Genomic DNA, 19,734 nt, shown 5'->3' with positions numbered 1-19,734 from the left:
TCAGACTCCAGGATTCACTCCCGTCATCTCCACCGACAGTTCCCACAACCGCCTGCCCAACTGCGGGTCGCGGCTGGCCGGCGAGGACCACGCCCCGCCGGCCGGACCGCTTACTTCCCAGTTCCGTGGCCCGTAGTAGTCGCCGCCGGTGAGTCCGGGTGCGGTCGCCGCCATGAGAGTCGGCCAGGCGCCCATCGCCTGGGTATTGAAGAAGATGCGAATCAGGGGCGTAGCCGCCTGGATGAGGGGAATGTTGCGGCCGATCTCGGTCTGCGCCAGACCGGGATGACAGGCGACGGCGATCGTCCGGGAACCGCGGGCCTTGAGCCGCCGGTGAAGTTCGTACATGTACATCAGATTGGCCAGCTTGCTCTGCCGGTAGCGCGTCTGGCGCGAATAGAGCTTCGCGCCGTCGATGTCCTCCCAGTGAATCCGGCCGCCGCGGTGGGCGAGGCTGGCGGTGATGACGACCCGGCTGCCCTCGGTTTGCTCCAGCTTCGGCAGGAGCCGCCCGGTGAGCGCGAACGTGCCGAGGTGATTGACTCCGAACTGCGCCTCGAAGCCGTCGACGGTCAGGGTGCGCGGCACCCCCATGATGCCGGCGTTGTTGACGAGCACGTCTAGCCGGGGTTCGGCGGCGGCCCGCTCGGCTGCCGCTCGCACGCTGGCCAGGTCGGCCTGGTCGAGTTGCAGGAACTCGACGTCGGCCTCGGGCGACTCCGCACGGATCTTCGCGATCGCGCCCGCGGCTCGCTCCTCGGAGCGGCACCCCAGCAAGACGCGCCCGCCTTGCATCGCCAGCACCCTGGCGGTCTCGAAGCCGATGCCGGTGTTCGCCCCGGTGACGAGAAACGTCCGCCCCGACTGGTCGGGTACGTCGCGGTCGGTGAATCCCCGTGTCATCGGTTATGTATCCCCGAGGCTTGGCCTTCGTCGGTCGAGCCGGAACGGTAGCCGATGATCAGTCGACAAACGAGCCCCCGCTGCGCTGCGCCCTGCTAGCCCGCCTTCACATCGGTGGCGGGGGCGCGCTCTTGACTTCAAGCGAAGTCAACGACATCGTATGGGGTCGGAGGTGTTCCAGGATGGTGCAGGTAACCGCGAGGCTCCCCGAGGATCTGGTGGAGAAGGCCGACCGCGCCGCGAGTCGGCTGAATCGATCCCGGGCGCAGTTGCTCAGACAGGCGCTCGAGTACTACCTCGAGGACTTCGAGGATCTTCGCCTGGCCCTGGACCGCCTCAACGATCCCGCGGATCCGGTGCTGGATTGGGAAGATGTCAGGCGCGATCTACTCGATCAAGATCAAGGCGAGCGCGGCTAAGGCTCTCAGGAAGATCGATCCCGGCGATCGTCGGCGCATCGTCGGGGCGATCGATCGGCTGGCCCATGAGAGGTCAGCCGGCTCCGCGCTGAAGGGAGAGTTCGGTGGACTCAGGCGACTCCGTGTGGGCCGCTACCGGATCATCTACGAGACGATCCACGAAGAACTCACGGTGCTGGTCGTCCGTGTCGGCCATCGCAGGGAGGTCTATCGCTAGGTGATGAATCGACGGTGTTTCACCCTCCTTGCGCTGTCCACGGCCCTCGCGGTCGCATCGCCGCCGATGACCGGTGCGACCGCCGGCGCGCAGGAATCCTCGGCCGGCGACTTCGTCCCGGTCACCGACGCCATGCTGCAGGACCCGGCGCCGGAAGACTGGCTCAGTTTCCGCCGCACGCTCGACGCGTGGGGCTACAGCCCGCTCGACCAGATCACGCGGGAGAACGTCGGCCGAATCCGGATGGAGTGGACGAGGTCCATGGTCGATGGAAGCGCCGAGACCACGCCGCTGGCCTACGACGGCGTCCTGTACGTTGCCAACAGGGAGGACGTCATCCAGGCGCTGTCGGCCGAGACCGGCGATCTGATCTGGGAGTACCGGCGGAACCTGCCGGAGGACATCTGGGGTTACACCGGCCCGCTCGCCCGCAAGACGCGCAACATCGCCATCTGGGGCGAGTACATCCTTGGTACCAGCGCCGACCACTACGCCTACGCGCTGGATGCCGTGACGGGCGAACTCGCCTGGGAGACGCGGATCCTCGACTACAAGGTCAACCCGGCCCATCACAGCGCCGGGCCGATCGTGGCCGACGGCAAGTTGATCTCCGGGCGGAGCTGCAGGCCCCTCGGCGGCCCCGACGCCTGCGTCATCCTCGCCCATGACGCTCAAACGGGTCGGGAACTCTGGCGCCGCCGTACCCTGCCGGCGCCGGGCGAGCCGGGAAACGAAACCTGGGGCGCCGTGCCCTACGAAGAGCGCCGCCACGTCGGGACCTGGATGCCGCCGAGCTACGACCCGGAACTGGAACTCGTCTACATCGGCACGGGCGTGACCGCGCCGGCGCCGAGGTTCATGCTCGGCGGAACCGACCTCACGCACCTGTACCACAACTCGACCCTGGCGCTCGACGCCTCGACCGGCGAGATCCGCTGGCACTACCAGCACCTGAACGACTCCTGGGACCTCGACCACGTGTTCGAGCGCATCCTGGTCGATACGGCGGTCGCGCCCGACCCGGAAGCGGTCGAGTGGATCAACCCGCGGCTGAAGGCGGGAGAGGTCCGCAAGGTCGTCACCGGCATCCCCGGCAAGACCGGCCTGGTCTACACCCTCGACCGCGCCACCGGCGAGTTTCTCTGGGCGACGCCGACCGTGCGGCAGAACGTGATCACCGGCATCGACGGCGCTACCGGCGAGGTCAGCCTGAACGAAGAGGTGATCTTCCGCGAGCTCGAGCAGGTGATGTTCATCTGCCCTTCGTGGGCCGGCGGCAAGGACTGGGAAGCAGGCGCCTACAGCCCCCTCACCCGCACCATGTACTTCCCGCTGCGGCAGGCGTGCGCGGAGATGCTCGCGACGACCGACTTCAAGAGCGAGAAGGTCAAGGCCCTGGACCAGATCGTCGCGCACTACGCTCTGGCCGCCAATCACGTCGTGGCGCCCGGCACCGACCAGCTCGGCACGGTGCGGGCGATCTCGGCGGAGACCGGTGAGACCCGCTGGGTCTACGAGACGCGGGCCGCGACCTTCTCGCTGCTGGCGACCGGCGGCGGTCTGCTGTTCGGAGGCGACCAGGGCGGACGCTTCCGGGCCCTGGACCAGGAAACCGGCGACGTGCTGTGGCAGATCAACCTGGGCGCGCCGGTCATGGGCTTCCCGGTCACGTATGCCGTCTCGGGCCGCCAGTACGTGGCCGTCAACACGGGCCCGGGCCGGCTGACCAACGCGCGCATGACGCCCGAACTCCGCCCCGGTCGTGGCAGCAACCTGTTCGTGTTCGCGTTGCCGTAGAGTCGCCCCTCCCAAACCCGGCACGCACGAGGAGACGCCCATGTCCGAAATCCGCATGCGCCAGATCTGTCTGGTCGCCCATGACCTCGATCGCATCCAGCAGCAGTGCGAGTCGGTGTTCGGTGTCGAGGTCTGCTACCGCGACCCGGGGGTGGGGAAGTACGGCCTGCACAACTTCCTGATCCCCTTCGGCGACCAGTTCCTCGAGACGGTGTCGCCGCAGCCGGGGGAGCACGACACGCCCGGCGGCCGCTACCTGAAGCGCCGCGGCGGCGACGGCGGCTACATGGTGATCATGCAGGTCCCTCGCGATAGTTACGCGGGTTACCAGCAGCGGGTCGCGGACCTCGGCATCCGCCTGGTTTCCGAACCGGGCCGGAACGAACGCGGCATGGGCATGCAGCTCCATCCCAAGGACGTGCCCGGGGCCATCCCGGAGTTGCGCTGGAACGTCGACGAGGAGCGGCCGGATGGCTCCTGGTGGCCCGCCGGAGAGGACTGGCAGCGCGCCCGGCACACGGAGATCGCCGACGGCATTCGCGCTGCCGAGATCCAGACCGAGGATCCCGTATCACTGGCCGCCCGCTGGAGCGAGGTCCTGGGCGAGCCGGTCGGCGCCGGCGACGTGCCGACGATCGCGCTGCGGGATGCCGAGATCCGTTTCGTCCCGCTCCGCGACGGCCGCCCCGAGGGTCTCGGCGGCCTGGACATCCGTGTGACGGACCGCGCGCGGGCGCTCGCGAACGCCGAGGCCGCCGGCTGCCGCACCGGCGACGACCTCGTGACGATCTGCGGCATGCGCCTCCGGCTCGTCTGAGGCGCCCCTCGATGGAATAGCTGCTCCCTGCCGGGTGTTGGCCGGAAGACACTCGTTGCGGCGGCCCCTCTGCAATGGACTATTCCAAGGGGGCACACAGTGAAGCTGAGAAGACTGTTTCTGTATACGTTCGTTCCGCTAGTCCTGACCGCAGGCTCAGCGTGGGCGCAGGAAGACGACACCGCTCAGGAATCGGCCGCGGCCGAGGACCTGTTCGTCGAGGAGATCACGGTCACCGCGACGAAGCGCGAGGAGTCGCTGCAGGACGTGCCGATTGCCGTGACGGCGATCACGCCGCTCCAGATCGAGCGCGCCGGCATGCTGGACATCCGCGACCTGCCGACGCTGGCGTCGAGCTTCAATATGAACTCGTCGCAGACGGAGTCGCAGGGAACGACGCTGCGCATTCGCGGCGTCGGCACGACCGGCAACAACATCGGACTCGAGAGTTCGGTCGGCGTCTTCCTCGACGGGATCTACCTGAGCCGTCCGGGGATCGCGCTCGGCGATCAGCTCGATGTCGAGTCGATCGAGGTGCTTCGCGGCCCGCAGGGCACCCTGTTCGGCCGCAACGTCTCGGCAGGCGCGCTGAACCTGCGCACGAGGCGGCCGAGCCTGACGGACCAGTCCGGTTTCCTCAACCTGACGGCGGGCAACTTCAACGCCTTCAATCTCCAGGCGGGCGTGGGCGGTCCACTTTCCGACCGGGTCGGCTACCGGCTCTCGGCTGCTGTTCGCAACCAGGACGGCTTCGTCGAGAGCGTTTCGGGAGCAGAGAGCTACACCCGCGACCGGGCGCTCCTGCGCGGGCAGTTGCTGTGGAACTTCGCGGACCGCGGATCGCTGCGGATCATCGGCGACTACTCGGACGCGGACGAGGAGTGCTGCGATGCGGTCGTCCTGCTCGAAACGCCCGCGGCGGCGCTCGGCTCGTTCGCGGCCGCCGGACTCCCTGCCGATGGAGGCGTCTCCGTCGTCGGCCCGTCGGCCTTCGAGGCCCGGCGCTCGAATTCGGGTCCGTTCGTCAACCCCTTCGATCAGAAAGGGCTCTCGGCCGAGCTCAACTACAACCTGACCGACGACGTCTCGCTGACTTACCTGGGCTCGTGGCGTGACTTCCTCGCCTCGTCGATCCAGGACGACTTCGTCGGGATTGGCGTCTACGGTGTCTCTCCGGAGGCCGCCAACGGCTTCGAGACGTTCGACGACATCGAGTCCTGGACCCAGGAGTTCCGGCTCACCGGCGACACCGAGCGGGTGAGTTGGCTGGTCGGCGGCTTCGCCTCGGGCGAGGACATTCTCGAGCACGTCGGCCTCGGCCTGCTGGGGGACTTCTCCTCCTTCGTCGACGCCATCCTCTGGAACTACGCCCTCGCTCCGGCGCTCGCCCCGGCGCAACTGCTCGGCGGCGTGCCCCTGGCCACGGGGGGAACGTTCGGAGACGTCCTGGCGGCTGACAACCAGGCGCTCGCCTTCTCAGGCGGCATTCCGGTCGGCGGCGCCTTCGCGAACAACGTCTACCGCCAGGAAGGCGACTCGTGGTCGATCTTCACGCACAACACCTTTCGCCTGTCGGACCGTTTGTCGCTGGTCGCCGGGCTGCGGTACGTCGACGAGACGAAGGACGGCAGCTTCAGGCAGCCGGCCGCCAGCAACCCCGGCTGTCTTGCAACCCTGTTGAACGCGCAGGCCCTGGCGGAGGGCGCTGCGGGAACGCCGCTCGCGCCCGTGGCGACGACGATCGGCAACCTGAACGCGGGCTTCAACTGCTTCCCCTTTGCCACGCCGGCGGATACCGGCGTGCCGATCCTGCCTGCGACGTTCGCGGACACGTTCCAGGACGACGAGCTGGTCTACACGTCGCAGGCGGTCTACGAGTTCAGCGACACCGTCAAGGGCTACGCCAGCTACACGCACGGCTTCAAGTCCGGCGGCTTCAACCTGGATTCGACGGCGGCCGTCGGCGGCGCCGACCCCCGGTTCGACTCGGAGAAGATCGACGCGCTCGAGCTGGGGGTGAAGTCGGAGTTCGCGAACCGTCGGGTGCGCCTGAACGCCACGCTGTTCGACTACGACATCGAGGACTTCCAGGTGCTCGAGTTCACGGGCGTCCAGTTCCGGACCTTCAACGTGCCGAAGGCGCAGAGCCGTGGCGCCGAGCTCGAGCTTTCCGCCGTCGCGGGGCAGCACGTCACGCTGAACTTCGGCTACACCTTCGCCGATTCGGAGTACCCGGACGACTGCGCCGGCGACCTCGACGCGGCCTCCGTCCAGTCGCTGTGCGGCGCGAAGCTGACCAACGCGCCCGAGAACGTGTTCTCGTTCGGCGCCAACTGGGACGACACGGTCGGCGACCGCTTCCTGGTGTTCGCGTCGGTGAACGGCCGCTGGGAGGACGACCGGCGGACCAGCACCCAGCCCAACCTCGCCTTCGACATCCAGGAGGCGAACACGAAGGCGAACGTCCGGGTCGGGCTCGGTGGCTACTCCGGCCGATGGGCGGTGGAGCTCTGGAGCAACAACGTGACGGATGAGCAGACGAAGAACGTGACGTTCAACACGCCGCTGCGCGTCGGCAGCCGCAGTACGTTCCTCGAAGCGCCGCGCACCGTGGGGGCCACGTTGCGTCTCACCTTCTGATCACCCTGCCGGGCCGGTTGCCGGTCGTCTCGCCGCCGTCGAAGACGAGTTCTCCGTTGACCCAGACCTTCTCGATCCCCACGGAGGGAAGGTGCGGGTCCTCGTAGGTCGAACGGTCGATGACCGTTTCGGGGTCGAACAGGACGAGGTCGGCGTAGTGCCCCTCCTCGATCGCGCCGCGATCCGCGATCCCCAGGTGCTGGGCGGAGAGGGAGGTCATCTTCCGGATGCCTTCCTCGAGACTGACGACGTTGCGTTCGCGAACGTACCGGCCGAGGAAGCGGGTGAAGGCGCCGAAGCCGCGCGGATGGGAACCGGCGAGGCCGCCGTCGCTGCAGATCACGGCGTGCGGCCAGGCCATGATGGCCTCGATGTCGGGTTCGTCCATGGCGAAACCGATCATCAGGGATTCGCTGCCCATCTCGGTGTCGGCCTTGAGCAGATCCATCAGGGTCGTCTCCACGTCGGAGCCGCGGACTTCGGCGATCTCGGCCAGCGTCAGGCCGTTGTAGGCCGGTTCCGGCAGGAAGTCGGGAAGGAGGACGTCGTCGGGCGACAGCAGGTCGCGGAGGATGTACTCGGCGCCGTCCCGCCGGTCGAGATCGCGGTCGGGGAACACGGTCGTGAGCCAGGTGAAGGAGGTGCTCCAGGCCCGGTAGGGGTAGATGTCCGCCGTGATCTCGACGCCTGAGGCCCTGGCCTCGTCCAGTCTCGTGAGGAGCCGCTCGGCCTGACCCCACCAGCTGTTCATGGCGAGTTTCATGTGGGTCACCTGGACGGGCAGGTCGGCTTCCCGGCCGATCCGGATGATCTCCTCGATGGCTTCCCAGAAGTAGCGGTCCTCGCTGCGGATGTGGCTGATGTAGGTGCCACCGTGGGAGGCCGCCACGCGGGCGAGTTCGACCACTTCTTCGGTTGCCGAGAAAGAGCCGGGGTCGTACTCCAGGCCGGACGAGAGCCCGAGCGCGCCGGCTTCCAGTTCGCCCCGCAGCAGATCCGACATCGCGGCGACTTCGTCGGGCGTCGCGTGGCGCTGGTAGTCCTCGCCCATGACCTCTTCGCGGAGGGTCCCGAAACCGGCGTAGGACGCTACGTTGACGGCGACCGGCGTCGCGTCGAGTCTGCCGAAGAACTCGGCGAGAGGGTGCTGGTGACCGCCGTCCTGCCCGGCCACGATCGTCGTGATGCCCTGATTCACCGCGGCCAGAGCCTCCGGCAACTCGAACAGCCTGGAGTCGTGGTGACTGTGGACGTCGATGAAGCCGGGCGCCAGGACCAGGCCGTCCGCGTCGACGACGGTGTCCCCGGCGGCCGGCTCGAAGTCGCCGACGGCGGCGATGCGGTCGCCCTCGATGCGGACGTTGACGTCCCGGGACTGATCCCCGCTGCCGTCGAGGACGCGGGCGTTGACGATCACCGTGCCGGCGGGCGGCGGCTCGCCGGGGCCGCAAGTCGTCAAGGCGAACCCGGCGCCAAGCAGCAGCGCCGCGCACTGGGTGCGCCGGCGTCCCCGCCGGCTTGTGAAGAAACGCGCGAGGCCGCAGGCCTCGCTCCGCTCTGTCCTCCTCATCGAACCTCCAACCCTGGTCGCCTCTCGAACACCAGTCCGCGTTCCGACCCCGAACTCAGGCTGAACCCGGTGACCGCGCCGGCCGCGTCCCGCTGAAACTCCAGCCGCGCCGGCGACGCCGCCCATCCGCGGCTCTCGAACTCGACCCGGAACTCATCCTCGGCGACCGGTTGCACTTCAAGCGCGGGTTGCTGCTCGACGCGCAGCGTGAGCCCTTCATCACCGGCGGCGAAGCGGTAGGTGGCGTCCAACTCGGCCGAGAAGAAGCTGCCGGCGAACGCGGCCAGCCCGCCGGCGGACAGGGATGGCACGGGGGGCGAGTCTTCGTCCTGTTCGTCGGCATCGTCCCCCTCTTCGTCGTCGCCTTCCTCGGGCCCGAGCTGATCCGCCAGGTAGTGGTCGGCGACCCGCCGCGCCAACTCTCCGGGATCCCCGTACTCGGCGTTGCAGGAGACGGCGATCGACAGGCCCGGCTCCACGTACCGCCTGAGCTCGGTCAGAAACCCCCAGGAGTGCCCACCGTGCCCCACGGTCCGAAGGCCGCGATACTCACCGAGGGTGATGCCGTGGGCGTACTCGATTGGCTCGCCGTTGCTGAGCGTCCCCTCGGTCAGCATCGACTGATGGATCGCCGGCTTGTCGGCGCCGTGCAGGTATTCGTCCCAGCGCAGCAGGTCCTCGACGGTCGTGTAGAGCTGGCCGTCGCCGGCGATCTCGAAGTCGTAGTTGTGGACGACTCGCAGGTTGCCGTCGTCGTCCCGGTGGTAGCCGGTGGCGCGCCGCGGAATGATCACCTCGCGGTTCTCGTACATCAGGCTGCCGTCCATCCCGAGCGGTTCGAAGATCCGCTCGTGGGCCATCTCGCCCACCGATTGGCCGGCGGCGCGCTCGAGAGCGTGGGCCAGAAGCATGTAGCCCGTGTTGCTGTACTCGTATCGCTCGCCAGGCGGAAAGACCGGCGCCCGCTGCCGCGCCATCATTGCCAGGAGCTGCTCGCGCGAGACCGCGTAGTAGTCGTGGCTGCCGGCGAGCGGGAAGAGGTTCAGATAGTCGCGCAGGCCGCCCGTGTGGTGGATCAGGTGCCGCAGGGTGACCGGCGAGGCGTACTCGGGCAGTTCCGGAAGCCACTCGCGGACCCCGTCGTCGAGCGAGACCGTGCCGTCCAGTGCGAGGAGGTTGGCGACCGCGGCGACGAACTGCTTGGTCACCGAGGCAACATCGAAGACCGTCTGCGGCGTGACCGGAATGTCGTAATCGAGGTTGGCGTAGCCGTAGCCGCGCGAGTGGACGAGGTCGCCGTTCCGCGCCACGGCGAGGGCGCAGCCCGGTGAATCGGGCTTGTCCCAGGAGGCGAAGATCGCATCGACAGTGGCGTTGTCGGCGCCGACTTCGAGGCCCGTTGGAGGGTCCCCAGGACCGGCGCATCCGAGGCCGAGCGCCAGGATGGCTCCGGCGATCAGTCGCGAGTCACGCAAGTCCATCCGCCCATTCTTTCAACTGCTCGAGAGTCGTCGTCGCGCCGCCGCAGACGACGACCAGGACGGAATCCAAGTTCTCCAGCTCCGGTGCGCCGTCGTACACGGCGGCGAGCGAGGCGCCGCACGCCGGCTCGACAACCACCCGGTGGTCGGCGAGGAATCGCTGACAGGCGGACACTGCGGCCCGATCCGACACCACGACGCTCCGAAGCGGATGATCCCTGGTGCAATCGAACGCACGTGCGCAGATCTTCTTCGCCCCCAGCGTGATGGCGAGGCTGGTGATGGCGGGCAGCTCGACCCGGTGGCCCGCTCGCACCGACTGAGCCAGGGAGTCGGCGCCTTCCGTCTCGACGGCGATCACCGGGACGTCGGACCAGCCGTTCTGCCTTGTTCCCTCGACGAGGCCGCACAGCAGCCCGCCGCCGCCGACGGAGACGACCAGGGCACCTGGCTTGATCCCCGATCGCGCAACCTCGTCGATCAGGGTGGAGTGGCCCTGCCAGACGAGCGGATCGTCGAACGGATGAACCAGGACGTCGGACTCATCGACCGTCGACGTCGCCAGTTCGTTGGCTTCCTGCCAGGAATCGCCGTGAACGAGGACTTCGGCGCCTTCCTGCCGGATCAGGGCCTTCGCCCTGTCGCTGGTGGTTTCCGGCACCACGATCAGGACGGGCACCGAGAGATGGCGCCCAGCATAGGCGACCGCGATCCCCGCGTTGCCGCCGGAGGAGGAGATCAGGCGTTTGGCGCCTCGCCGAACGTACTCCTGGCAGGCGAAACCGATGCCGCGGATCTTGAAGGAGCCGGGCGGCTGCAGCGCGTCGAGCTTCAACCAGACGCTCCGGCCGGCGTGGAGGGAGAGCGGACGCGACTCGAAAAGCGGTGTCTCGATGTGGAGGGGCTTCATGACCGGTGCTGGTCCCGGGAAAGGCCCGGTAGCCTCGCGACGTTAGCGGGTTCGGCCTGAACTACCGCGGGGGAAGACAGATGGAAGGTGCTCTCAGCGTTGGTCTCCTGTTCCGCAACTTCAGGGGACGCATTCTCGTTACCTGGTTCCTCGTCCTGCTCGAGAACCTCCTCTGGGCCCTCGTGCCGCTGTTCATCGGCCGCGCCATCGACGCCCTTCTGGAGCGCCGCCCGAGCGCCCTGTGGGAGGTGGCCGCGATCCTGTCGGCGCTGATCGTGGTCGCCACTGTCCGGCGCTTCTATGACACGCGTTGCTACGGAACGATCCGCGTCCGCTTCGGAGGAGAACTCGTTCGCCGGTCGCAGGACGCGCCCGTCTCGCGGCTCAACGCGCGCCTCGACATGAGTCGGGAGATGGTGGACTTCCTGGAGGGGCACGTACCCGGGGTGCTCACTGGCGTGGTGCAACTACTAGTGAGCATCGCCGTTCTCTTCAGCTTCGACCGCCGCCTGGGGCTGGCCGCCCTCGGCGCGCTGGCCGCGATCGTTCTGGTCTACGCGCTATTCCACGGCCGCTTCTACCGACTGAACGGCGAACTGAACGCGCAGACCGAACTCCAGGTCTCGATCCTGGAGCAGCGCCGCCTGGAGTCGCTCGTGGGGCACCTCAGGAAACTGCGCCGGAGCGAAGTTCGGCTGTCGGACACGGAGGCCGTCCTCTACGGCGGGATCTTCGCCGCCATGTTCGCCTTCGTCCTCGGCAATGTGTGGATCGCCGCGACGATCCCGATGATCACGGCCGGCGCGATCTTCGCGATTCTCAGCTACTCCTGGGAGTTCGTGGAGTCGAGTATCGCGCTGCCGATCGCGCTTCAGGAATGGTCACGGCTCGGCGAGATCCGCGACCGGCTGAATCGGGCGACGGAGGACAGCTAGGGGCCCGCGGATGACGCCGTCCCGCCGCCAACCGGCTCGGCGAACAGCGGCATCTGCTGCGGCTGGTCGGTGTCCGCGCCGATCGTGACCGTTCCCTGGAGTTGACCCTGCTCGTTGAGCCGGCCCTCGATCACGGTCGTCGTGGCGCTCGCGTTGAGGGTGGGGAACTGCGTCGTGATCCGAAGGGCGTCGCCCTGCCACTCGAAGTCGTCGAGGACGATGGAGTAGATGCCGCCCATGTAGAGCCAGCCTTCGCCTTCATGCGGAACGTGGAAGCCCATGAAGGCCCCGGACACGTAGGAGTCCTTCGCCGGATGCAATGCCAGGAGGTCGAGGATCTGCTCCCTCTGGTTCTGCTGCTCGAAGAGGACGCCTTCCTTCCGGGTGACCTCGATGAACCCGTTGAACATCTCGCTGTACGTGTCGCCACGGTAGATGATCTCCTGCGTCGGGTCCGGGTTGGCGGGGTTGTCCTCGGAGTTGTCCCAGACGGCGGTGACGTCGAGACGGCTGCCCGCGGGAATGTCGATCGGCTTGGTCGGGTAGTAGAGCCACTGCCAGTTGTAGTCGTACTTCGGTACGTCGAGCAACATCTCCTTCGAGCCGTCCGGGTAGGTGACCTCGTAGCTCATCGCCTTGCCGCGGACGTGCATGTGCGGGCTGAAGGCGAGGATCTGGACGTCCTTGTCGAACAGGTAGTGGGCGTTCTCGGGGTGGTGGCCGGCGCCCGGCGGGATGCGCAGGCCAGTGTTGGTCACCGGAATCGTGATGACCTCCTTCTCGAGCTCGCCTTCGCCGAAGTGGAGACCGATCCTCGAGGCGTCACGGGTCGCTTCGCCGATCGGATGGTAGTGCTGGTCGACGATGATGCGGATCTTCGAGCCGAAGCGGCGGCCGACGCCGTCCGGGAAGACGTAGGGCGGCATGCCGGCCGTCCAGATGCCGAGGACGCCGGAGGCGGCGGGGTCGCCCTCGTTCAGCTCGCTCACATAGGTCGTCAGGAAGTGATGGGTGACGCGGGAGTCCTCGGGCAGGAACTCGATGGCACGGACCCAGCGCGGCTCGCCGAGGTCGACCTCGACGATCTGCTGCGGGAAGATGTCTTCGCCCTCGGCCGGCACCTCGATGCTGTCGAGGGTGACGACGAAGTCCGGCTCGCCGAGCTTCCAGCCCGTCGGGAAGGTCGGTGCTTCGGGCAGGTCGGCGGGGTCGCCCTGTAGCGCTCCGGACTTCGCCCAGTTGACGATCGTCTCGATCTCTCCGTCGGTCAGCGACAGGTCGTTCGACCAGACGTGGTTCTCGGAGTCGCCGCTCCACGGGGGCATGTCGCGGTTCTCGACCGCGCGGGCGATCGAACGGGCCCACGGCCGGGCCTCCCTGTACGTCATCAACGACATCGGAGCGACCTCGCCGGTCCGGTGGCACTGCACGCAGTTGCTGAAGAAGATCGGCGCGACGTCGCGCGTGTAGGTCGGCGCGTCGGCGGCGGCGGCGGGGGATGTCGCGACGATGGCGAGCGCAAGCGCGGCTGCAAGGAAGAGGGTCGCGGTCGGGATGCGGAGTGCTCTTTGGTTCATGGGCGGCTCGCCTTGGTTGTTTGGGGCTCTGGCGGCTGGGCTCAACTATATCGTGAGTGTCGACTCAGTTTATGCGACGGGGACGACCTCCACGCGATCGATGCCGAGTCGCCCCTCCTCGACGACCAGGCCGATGGCGCCGCAGTCGAGGGCGTCGTCGGTGGCTTCGACGAGCGTAGCGCCGTCCACCTTGCCGGCGATTCGGTCGCCGTCGACCTGCAGCGTCAGTTCATGGGTCTCGCCAAGCCGCCACTCGAAGTCGGCCTCGGCCAGCACCTCTTCGCCGTGCAACATGCGCACGAGTTGCACGCGGCTTCCAGGAGCGAGGAGCAGGCCGTAGAAGCGGGTGAGACCCTGGACCCGGGCGGCGACGCCGGCTCGCTTGACGAGATGGGGCGTCACCTCCGCGGTCACCGAGTAGTCCCGCCACTCGCGGGTTCCCTGCATCAGCAGTCCCATGCCGGTGTTCTGGACCAGCCGGAACATCTCGATTCCCTTGGTCAGCAGGTCGACGCCGTTGACCCAGGCGCGGCGCCACATCGTGCCGCGGTGGGTCGAACGCTCGAGTCGGAACTTCGGGGCGCCGGACCACTTCAGCGACTCGAGGAAGACGGGTCCGGCCGGGCCTTGAACGCGGACGCCCGCGGAGAAGACGGGGCCGGGCAGGGCCGGAATCGTGAACGACACCCGGGCGCTCTCACCCGGCCCGAGTTCGATGGTGTCGTCGTCGAAGGTCGCCGTTTCGTCGTCCTCGCCGTAGTAGCCGAGATAGACGTTCGCCCGGGCGCCTTCCTCGCCGGCGCTGAGCGTCGCCTCGACGGTCTGGCCGGGGAAGATCCGCGGCGAGGCCATCAGCGGATAGACCCGGCCCTCGAACCACTTCGCGGTCTCCAGCGAGGGGATGAAGACGGGAGAACCGACCCGGGCGTCGTCCGAGGCGTCGATGCGCAGCGCGCGCTCGCCGGAATCCAGGGTGACGTTCCTGACCTCGGCCTCGCCGTCGGCGACCTGGAAACCCTGAACCGAGCCGGGGAAGGCGAAGTGGAACTGCGCGCCGTCCCTGGGCGCCAGCGCCTCCCTGCCGGCGAGTCGGCGCCCCATGTTGACGATCTGCAGCGCTTCATGGCCGCAGTCGCTGATCGCCCGGCCGCCATCGGCCGTCGGCAAGTAGATGCGGTCGGCCACCGGCCCGCGCCAGTCGAGGCCCTTCTCTAGTCCGGCCTCGATCCCGGCCAGACCCCCCTTGATGCCCAGGAGGCAGCCGACGTTGCCCGAGTTGCAGTCGGTGTCCCAGCCGCAGGTGTTGACGATCTTCAGCGTCTCGGCGAAGTCGCTCTCACCGTGCAGCAGCGCCAGGATGATCAGGCCGTGGTTGGGGACCATGTGGCAGTTGCCGCCGTACTTGTCGTAGCCGTAGCGCTCGGCGAGCCGGGCCCGGTTGGCGCGCCAGTCGCTGTCGGCGGCGTGCCAGCGGCGCAGGTCGCCGATCATCCGGGCGATCACCGAGTCCGGCGGGATGTAGCCGAGGGCGACGTCCAGGAGCGTGTCCGTGTCCTGTTCGACGAACGCCATCGACTCCATCGCGGCCAGCACGCGCGCGCCGTAGACCGCCTCGCCGTCGTGGCTCACCCGCGCGGCGGCGGTGGCCAGGCGGACCGCCAGGTCCGGGTCGCCAGGAGCGACCATCGCCCAGCCGTCGATAAAGATCTGGGCGCCGATCTGCTCGGCCACCACCTTGCCGTTCAGCTCCATCGAGCCGCTCTCGGGCGCCTCGATCCCGCTCTTGAGACGCAGGTAGGCGGTGTGCTCGGTGGAGTTGCCGAGGCCGCCCCACCACAGCACCGTGCGCTCCCGGATCAGGTAGTTGAGCCACGTCTCGCCGACTTCTCGCGGACTGAGGTCGTCGCCCGAGCCGTGGTCTTCGAGCGCGCGTAGAAAGGTGAAGGTGCCCGTGATGTCGTCGTCGGTGACGATCAGGGGAACGTCGAGCCGGTCGTGGACGTAGTACTCGATGTCGCCCAGCCGTTTGCGGATCCACTCGTAGGGCCAGCCCTCGAAGGGCCGGCCGAGGTAGACGCCGATGACCTTGCCGAGGACGCCGGCGTAGACGCGGTCCTTGTAGTCGTGGGGTAGTTGCATGTCTTCGGCCAAATCTGAACCGCTACTTCAGCTCATCATGATGGATTGCGGTAGCAGTTCAGTTCATCAGGTTGGATCTGCGATGCTGGGCTACGACGTGAACCTTGAACGGTGTATCATGTTCAACGGATCAAGAGCTAGCTCGCCGGCACTCCGTCGCCGGCACCACAACGGAGGGAAAACCGCCATGGAGAGCAGACTTCGAGCCGTACCGAAGACCCTGAGAGTCTTCACCCTTTGGACCCTCGCCTTGTCGCTCCTGGCCTTGCCCGCGTTTGCCCAGGACGGCGCCGTTTCGGGGACCGTCTCCGACGCCGACGGCGACCCGCTTCCAGGCGTGACAGTCAGCGTCGAGGGCGGCGGGGACGCGATGACCGACGCGGACGGCGCCTTTTCGATCTCGGGTGTCGCGGCCGGCAGCCATATCGTCACCGCCAGCCTCGAGGGCTTCCAGTCGTCGAGCCAGTCGGTGCAGGTGACGGCCAGCGGGGCCACGGTTTCCTTCGAGATCCGCCCTGCGTACCACGCCACGGTCGTCGTCACGGCGGAGAGGGTCGAGGAGAACGTCATGGAAGTGCCCATGACGATCACCGCGTTCGACTCGAGCATTCTCGAGGAGCTCGTGATCCAGGAGAGGACGGATCTGCAGAACCTGGTTCCGGGCCTCCAGTTCGGAGACGAGATCGAGCAGCAGGGCCAGGGAACGAGCATCCGCGGCATCGGCACCCGGAACGCGCAGTACGAGCAGGCCGACTATGCGGTCGCCACCTACGTCGACGGCGCCTACACGCTGGGCGTCTACGGCACGACGCCCGGCGGCGGCTTCGATCTCGAACGCATCGAGGTGGCCCGTGGACCCCAGGGAACCCTGAACGGCCGCAACTCGATCGCCGGCGCGATCAACGTCGTTACAAAGGGTCCGACGGATCAATGGGATGCCGAGCTGATGGGGGAAGTCACCGACATCTCGCAGCAGCGTCTGAACGGGGCGCTCGGCGGCCCGCTGGGCAACGGTCCCTTCAGCTTCCGCCTGACGGCCGGCAACCACACGGGCGACGGCAGACAGGAGAACGTCGGGGCCGGCGGCGACCATGACGCACCCGATCAGATCTTCTACGCGCCGCAGCTTCGCGCCGAGACCGATCGGCTCAACGTCAGGGCGCGCTGGGCCCATGTGGAGGACCGCGGGACGCCACGGGCCTTCGTGCAGCTCTCGAACGTGGACCGGACGACTGGCGGCTACTCCCGGAACCGTTACTACCTCTGGGAGACGCCCAATCCGGCCCTCGATCCGAACTGTGGCCTCAATACCCCTGCGTGGAACTGCCCCGGCGACATCCAGAACAGGGTGGCGTTGAACTATCCCGGCATCAACGAGAGCGAGAGCGACTTTGGCGTACTCCGGGCCGACTGGCAGGTCTCGAGGTCCCTCGGCATCAGCTTCAACGCGAGCAGCGGCGAAACGGTGCAGCAGGCCCTCCGCGACGCCGACTACACGGATCGGGTGCCGATCAACACTCCCCCGGGCGGTCACGGCCTTGGCGGTAGCCCGGATTCGCTGGATCACACGCTGACGTCCTGCACGGTGGGGCGCTGGGACGGCCTGTGTCCCGAGGGAACGGTGCAGTTCTCGAACTCGTTCTACGACCTTCCGTTCGAGTACGAGGAAGACTCGCAGGAACTCCTGTTCAGGTCGAGCTACGCCGGTGACTTCAACTTCATCGGCGGCTTGTTCAGGTACAAGAACCAGAGGTCCGGGACGATCCACCGCCATGACTTGCAAATCCCGTATCGCTTCGGGACGGCCGATGAGCAGGCCCGAAGGGCATCGCCGATCTATGGTTTCGTGGAGGCCAACAACTGCCAGGATGTCCTGATCAAGGTGGTCGAGGGATTCGGCATCGGCACGAGCGACCCGGCGGGCGACGAGGAAGGGCTCTACTGGTACTGCCCGGAGGGCGACGATCTCAGCCATCTGCTCAGCTTCTTCAACAGGGGCAATAACTGGACCGAGGCCGCGTTCTTCAGTGTCGACTACCGGTTCAACGACAGTTGGGCGCTCTCGGGCGGCATTCGCTACACCGAAGACGAGAAGGAGCAGAAGCCCGTGGACCAGGGCGGGTTCTTCACGCTGGCTCTGGGCGGCGCGCCGGTCACGATCGCGCTGGCAGGCGAGGGCAACCCCTACCCACAGACCTGGTCACGGCCGATCGGCCACCTCGCCCTGGAGCGCACGACGGAGGCCGGCCATCTGGTGTACGGCCGCGTCTCCACGGGCTTCCGCTCCGGTGGTTTCAACATCGGTCTGCCGGGCCAGGTGCCGCCCTACATCGAGGAAGAGACGCTGGTGAACTACGAGCTGGGGGCGAAGGGCTTCTTCCTCGACTCGCGCCTGCAGCTCTCGGCCGGCCTCTGGTACAACCAGTTCGACAACTACCAGCTCAGCGCGACGCAGGCGCCGCCGCCGGGTGTGGACATTCCGATCTCGATCTACTCCTCCACGCCGCTCGTCGAGTACACGGCGAACATTCCCGACACGACGATTCAGGGTGTGGACCTGGAGTTCAGCTATCGGATCGGCTCCTTCGGGCTCCGGGGCTTCTTTGCCTGGCAGGACTCGGAGATCGGTTCGCACTCCTCAGTGATCGACGGCCATCCTGATGCCCAGACGGCGATCTGGAACTACATCAACTTCGACACCGGCGAGCCGGCCACCAGCGAGTACGACCTGCCGACGGATCAGACCGGGAACCGGTTGCCGAAGCAGCCGCAGAACAAGCTGGCGCTGACGGCGTCCTGGTTCAAGCCGCTCGTCTCCGCGGGCCACCTCTCGTTCCAGTCGACCTACGCCTACACCGAGTCGGCGTTCCCCAGCATCGGCAACGTCGACATCTGGGAGCTGCCGGCATTCGACCGGCTGGACGTGGGCGGTACCTGGAGCGCTCCGAGCGACAGGTGGTCGATCTCGCTGTTCGTCAAGAACATCATGGACGATGTCGCGGTCCTCGAGTACCTGCCGATCTCCGGCAACGGGGGCGTCCCCGCGATCGGCTTCGTGACGCCTCCCCGCGAGCTCGGCCTGCAGCTCCGCTTCCGGCCGTTCAACTAGGGGGCTGAGCCGCGAAACTCGCTGCTAGCGGGCTGGGTATGCCGGTGCACGTGGTTTCACACTGGGTGCGCCGGCGTCCCCGCCGGCTGCCGCCGAAGGCGGCCTTGAATCCGCGCCGGCCGTCAGGCCGGCGTCCGCCGTGGTCCGTACTGCTGCTCCTGTCCCTGATGCTTCCAGCGACCGCCGGCGGCACCGAGTACACCCTCGGCCCCGACTCCCAGCCCCAGGAAGGCGTCCCGACGGGCACGGTGGAGAAGCGCACCTGGGACGCCAGCCGCATCTACCCCGGCACGACCCACGAGTACTGGATCTACGTTCCGGCCCAGTACACGGACTCGGAACCCGCGGCCGTCATGGTCTTCCAGGACGGTCTGTTCTACGTCGAACCCGATGGCCCGGTCAGGGCGCCGACCGTCTTCGACAACCTGATTCACAGGGGCGAGATGCCGGTCACGATCGGCGTCTTCATCAACCCCGGCATGAAGGAGATTCCCTGGGACCAGCGCGACGCCCAGTACACGCTGCTCGACGACACCTACGCCCGCTTCCTGCTGGAGGAGATCCTCCCGGAGGTCGGCAAGGACTACAACCTGACGGACGAGGCGGCGGGCCGGGCGATCGCCGGCATGAGCGATGGCGGGCTGGTCTCCTTCACCGTCGCCTGGCAGCGCCCCGACGCGTTCAGCAAGGTCGTCAGCCACGTCGGCAGTTACACGAGGCTCGAGGGCGGTTCCCGGTACCCGTACCTGATCCGGAAGACCCGCGGGAACCCGAAGCCGATTCGCGTCTTCCTCCAGGACGGCGAGAACGACATCAACCTCGCGGAGGGAAACTGGGCGCTGGCCAACCTCCAAATGGACTCCGCCCTGATGTTCGCGCGCTACGACTACCGCTTCGAGATGGGCACGGGTGGCCACGATCTGAGGCACGGCGGCGCCATCTTCCCCGACACGCTGCGTTGGCTCTGGCGCGACTATCCCGGCGTCGTGGGCGCCGGAGAGCCCGCGGATCCCGCCGCGGTGGTCGGCGAGTGGGACGTTCTGACGAAGGTCCTCGGCGAGTTTCGCCACAGCGTACTGACTGTCTCCGAACAGGACGGCGCGCTTGCCGCGACGCTCCACGACGAGGTGGACGGCGAGATGGAGGTCACGGCGATCCGGTTCGAGGACGGCATCCTGAGCTACGAGTACGCCGCGTCCGGATCCCAGTCGAACTGGGGC

At 67.5% G+C, this 19,734-nt stretch carries 13 protein-coding genes and 1 pseudogene; 8 read left to right on the top strand and 6 right to left on the bottom strand.

Going from position 1 to position 19,734, the window contains the following annotated elements:
- The gene (locus OXI49_14440) at positions 1-903 is read right to left on the bottom strand and encodes an oxidoreductase (protein MDE2691711.1); all 903 of its coding nucleotides are present in this window, start codon (positions 901-903) and stop codon (positions 1-3) included.
- Between the two features lie 182 nt (positions 904-1,085).
- Between OXI49_14440 and OXI49_14435 the strand changes: the two genes are divergently transcribed.
- The 5 genes from OXI49_14435 (at position 1,086) to OXI49_14415 (ending at position 6,793) form a co-directional block, all read left to right on the top strand.
- On the top strand, positions 1,086-1,322 hold the full coding sequence (locus tag OXI49_14435) for a ribbon-helix-helix protein, CopG family (GenBank protein MDE2691710.1): 237 nt from the start codon (positions 1,086-1,088) through the stop codon (positions 1,320-1,322).
- Entirely contained in the window at positions 1,276-1,539 is a 264-nt protein-coding gene (locus OXI49_14430) for a type II toxin-antitoxin system RelE/ParE family toxin (GenBank protein ID MDE2691709.1), read from the top strand. The genes OXI49_14435 and OXI49_14430 overlap by 47 nt, the downstream gene beginning before the upstream one ends.
- Before the next feature lie 66 nt (positions 1,540-1,605).
- Complete coding sequence (locus OXI49_14425; GenBank protein ID MDE2691708.1) at positions 1,606-3,336, top strand: PQQ-binding-like beta-propeller repeat protein; 1,731 nt, start codon at positions 1,606-1,608, stop codon at positions 3,334-3,336.
- Between the two features lie 40 nt (positions 3,337-3,376).
- Positions 3,377-4,153, top strand: coding sequence for a VOC family protein (locus tag OXI49_14420; GenBank protein MDE2691707.1), 777 nt, complete (start codon positions 3,377-3,379; stop codon positions 4,151-4,153).
- Between the two features lie 99 nt (positions 4,154-4,252).
- Complete coding sequence (locus tag OXI49_14415) at positions 4,253-6,793, top strand: TonB-dependent receptor (protein ID MDE2691706.1); 2,541 nt, start codon at positions 4,253-4,255, stop codon at positions 6,791-6,793.
- Here OXI49_14415 and OXI49_14410 read toward each other — a convergent pair.
- Genes OXI49_14410 through OXI49_14400 form a run of 3 tightly spaced genes read right to left on the bottom strand, consistent with a single transcriptional unit; the run spans position 6,783 to position 10,754 of the window.
- The gene (locus OXI49_14410) at positions 6,783-8,363 is read right to left on the bottom strand and encodes a D-aminoacylase (GenBank protein MDE2691705.1); all 1,581 of its coding nucleotides are present in this window, start codon (positions 8,361-8,363) and stop codon (positions 6,783-6,785) included. The two genes, OXI49_14415 and OXI49_14410, sit on opposite strands and share 11 nt — an antisense overlap.
- The gene (locus OXI49_14405) at positions 8,360-9,844 is read right to left on the bottom strand and encodes a serine hydrolase (protein MDE2691704.1); all 1,485 of its coding nucleotides are present in this window, start codon (positions 9,842-9,844) and stop codon (positions 8,360-8,362) included. Before OXI49_14405 ends, OXI49_14410 begins: the two co-directional genes overlap by 4 nt.
- A complete protein-coding gene (locus tag OXI49_14400; protein MDE2691703.1) occupies positions 9,831-10,754 on the bottom strand; it encodes a pyridoxal-phosphate dependent enzyme in 924 nt (307 codons plus the stop codon). Before OXI49_14400 ends, OXI49_14405 begins: the two co-directional genes overlap by 14 nt.
- An 80-nt stretch (positions 10,755-10,834) precedes the next feature.
- On the opposite strand from OXI49_14400, the gene OXI49_14395 reads away from it, so the two are divergent.
- Positions 10,835-11,689 (top strand): ABC transporter six-transmembrane domain-containing protein, encoded by an 855-nt coding sequence (locus OXI49_14395; GenBank protein ID MDE2691702.1) that lies wholly within the window; start codon positions 10,835-10,837, stop codon positions 11,687-11,689.
- Here the strand turns inward: OXI49_14395 and OXI49_14390 are convergent.
- Both OXI49_14390 and OXI49_14385 read right to left on the bottom strand, forming a co-directional pair.
- On the bottom strand, positions 11,686-13,266 hold the full coding sequence (locus OXI49_14390; GenBank protein ID MDE2691701.1) for a cytochrome c: 1,581 nt from the start codon (positions 13,264-13,266) through the stop codon (positions 11,686-11,688). The two genes, OXI49_14395 and OXI49_14390, sit on opposite strands and share 4 nt — an antisense overlap.
- Positions 13,267-13,335: 69 nt before the next feature.
- Positions 13,336-15,405, bottom strand: a complete 2,070-nt coding sequence (locus tag OXI49_14385) for an ADP-ribosylglycohydrolase family protein (GenBank protein ID MDE2691700.1) — start codon at positions 15,403-15,405, stop codon at positions 13,336-13,338.
- A 187-nt stretch (positions 15,406-15,592) separates the two neighbouring features.
- Here OXI49_14385 and OXI49_14380 point away from each other — a divergent pair, with 187 nt between their 5' ends.
- Both OXI49_14380 and OXI49_14375 read left to right on the top strand, forming a co-directional pair.
- Positions 15,593-18,514, top strand: coding sequence for a TonB-dependent receptor (locus OXI49_14380; protein MDE2691699.1), 2,922 nt, complete (start codon positions 15,593-15,595; stop codon positions 18,512-18,514).
- 167 nt (positions 18,515-18,681) lie between these two features.
- Positions 18,682-19,491 (top strand): annotated as a pseudogene (locus OXI49_14375) (alpha/beta hydrolase-fold protein).
- Positions 19,492-19,734: the final 243 nt, after the last annotated feature.

Source organism: Acidobacteriota bacterium (assembly GCA_028875725.1).
Taxonomy (GTDB): Bacteria; Acidobacteriota; Thermoanaerobaculia; order Multivoradales; family Multivoraceae; genus Multivorans.
The sequence above is the reverse complement of the archived record's forward strand: the minus strand, read 5'-3'. Positions and strand labels throughout refer to the sequence as shown.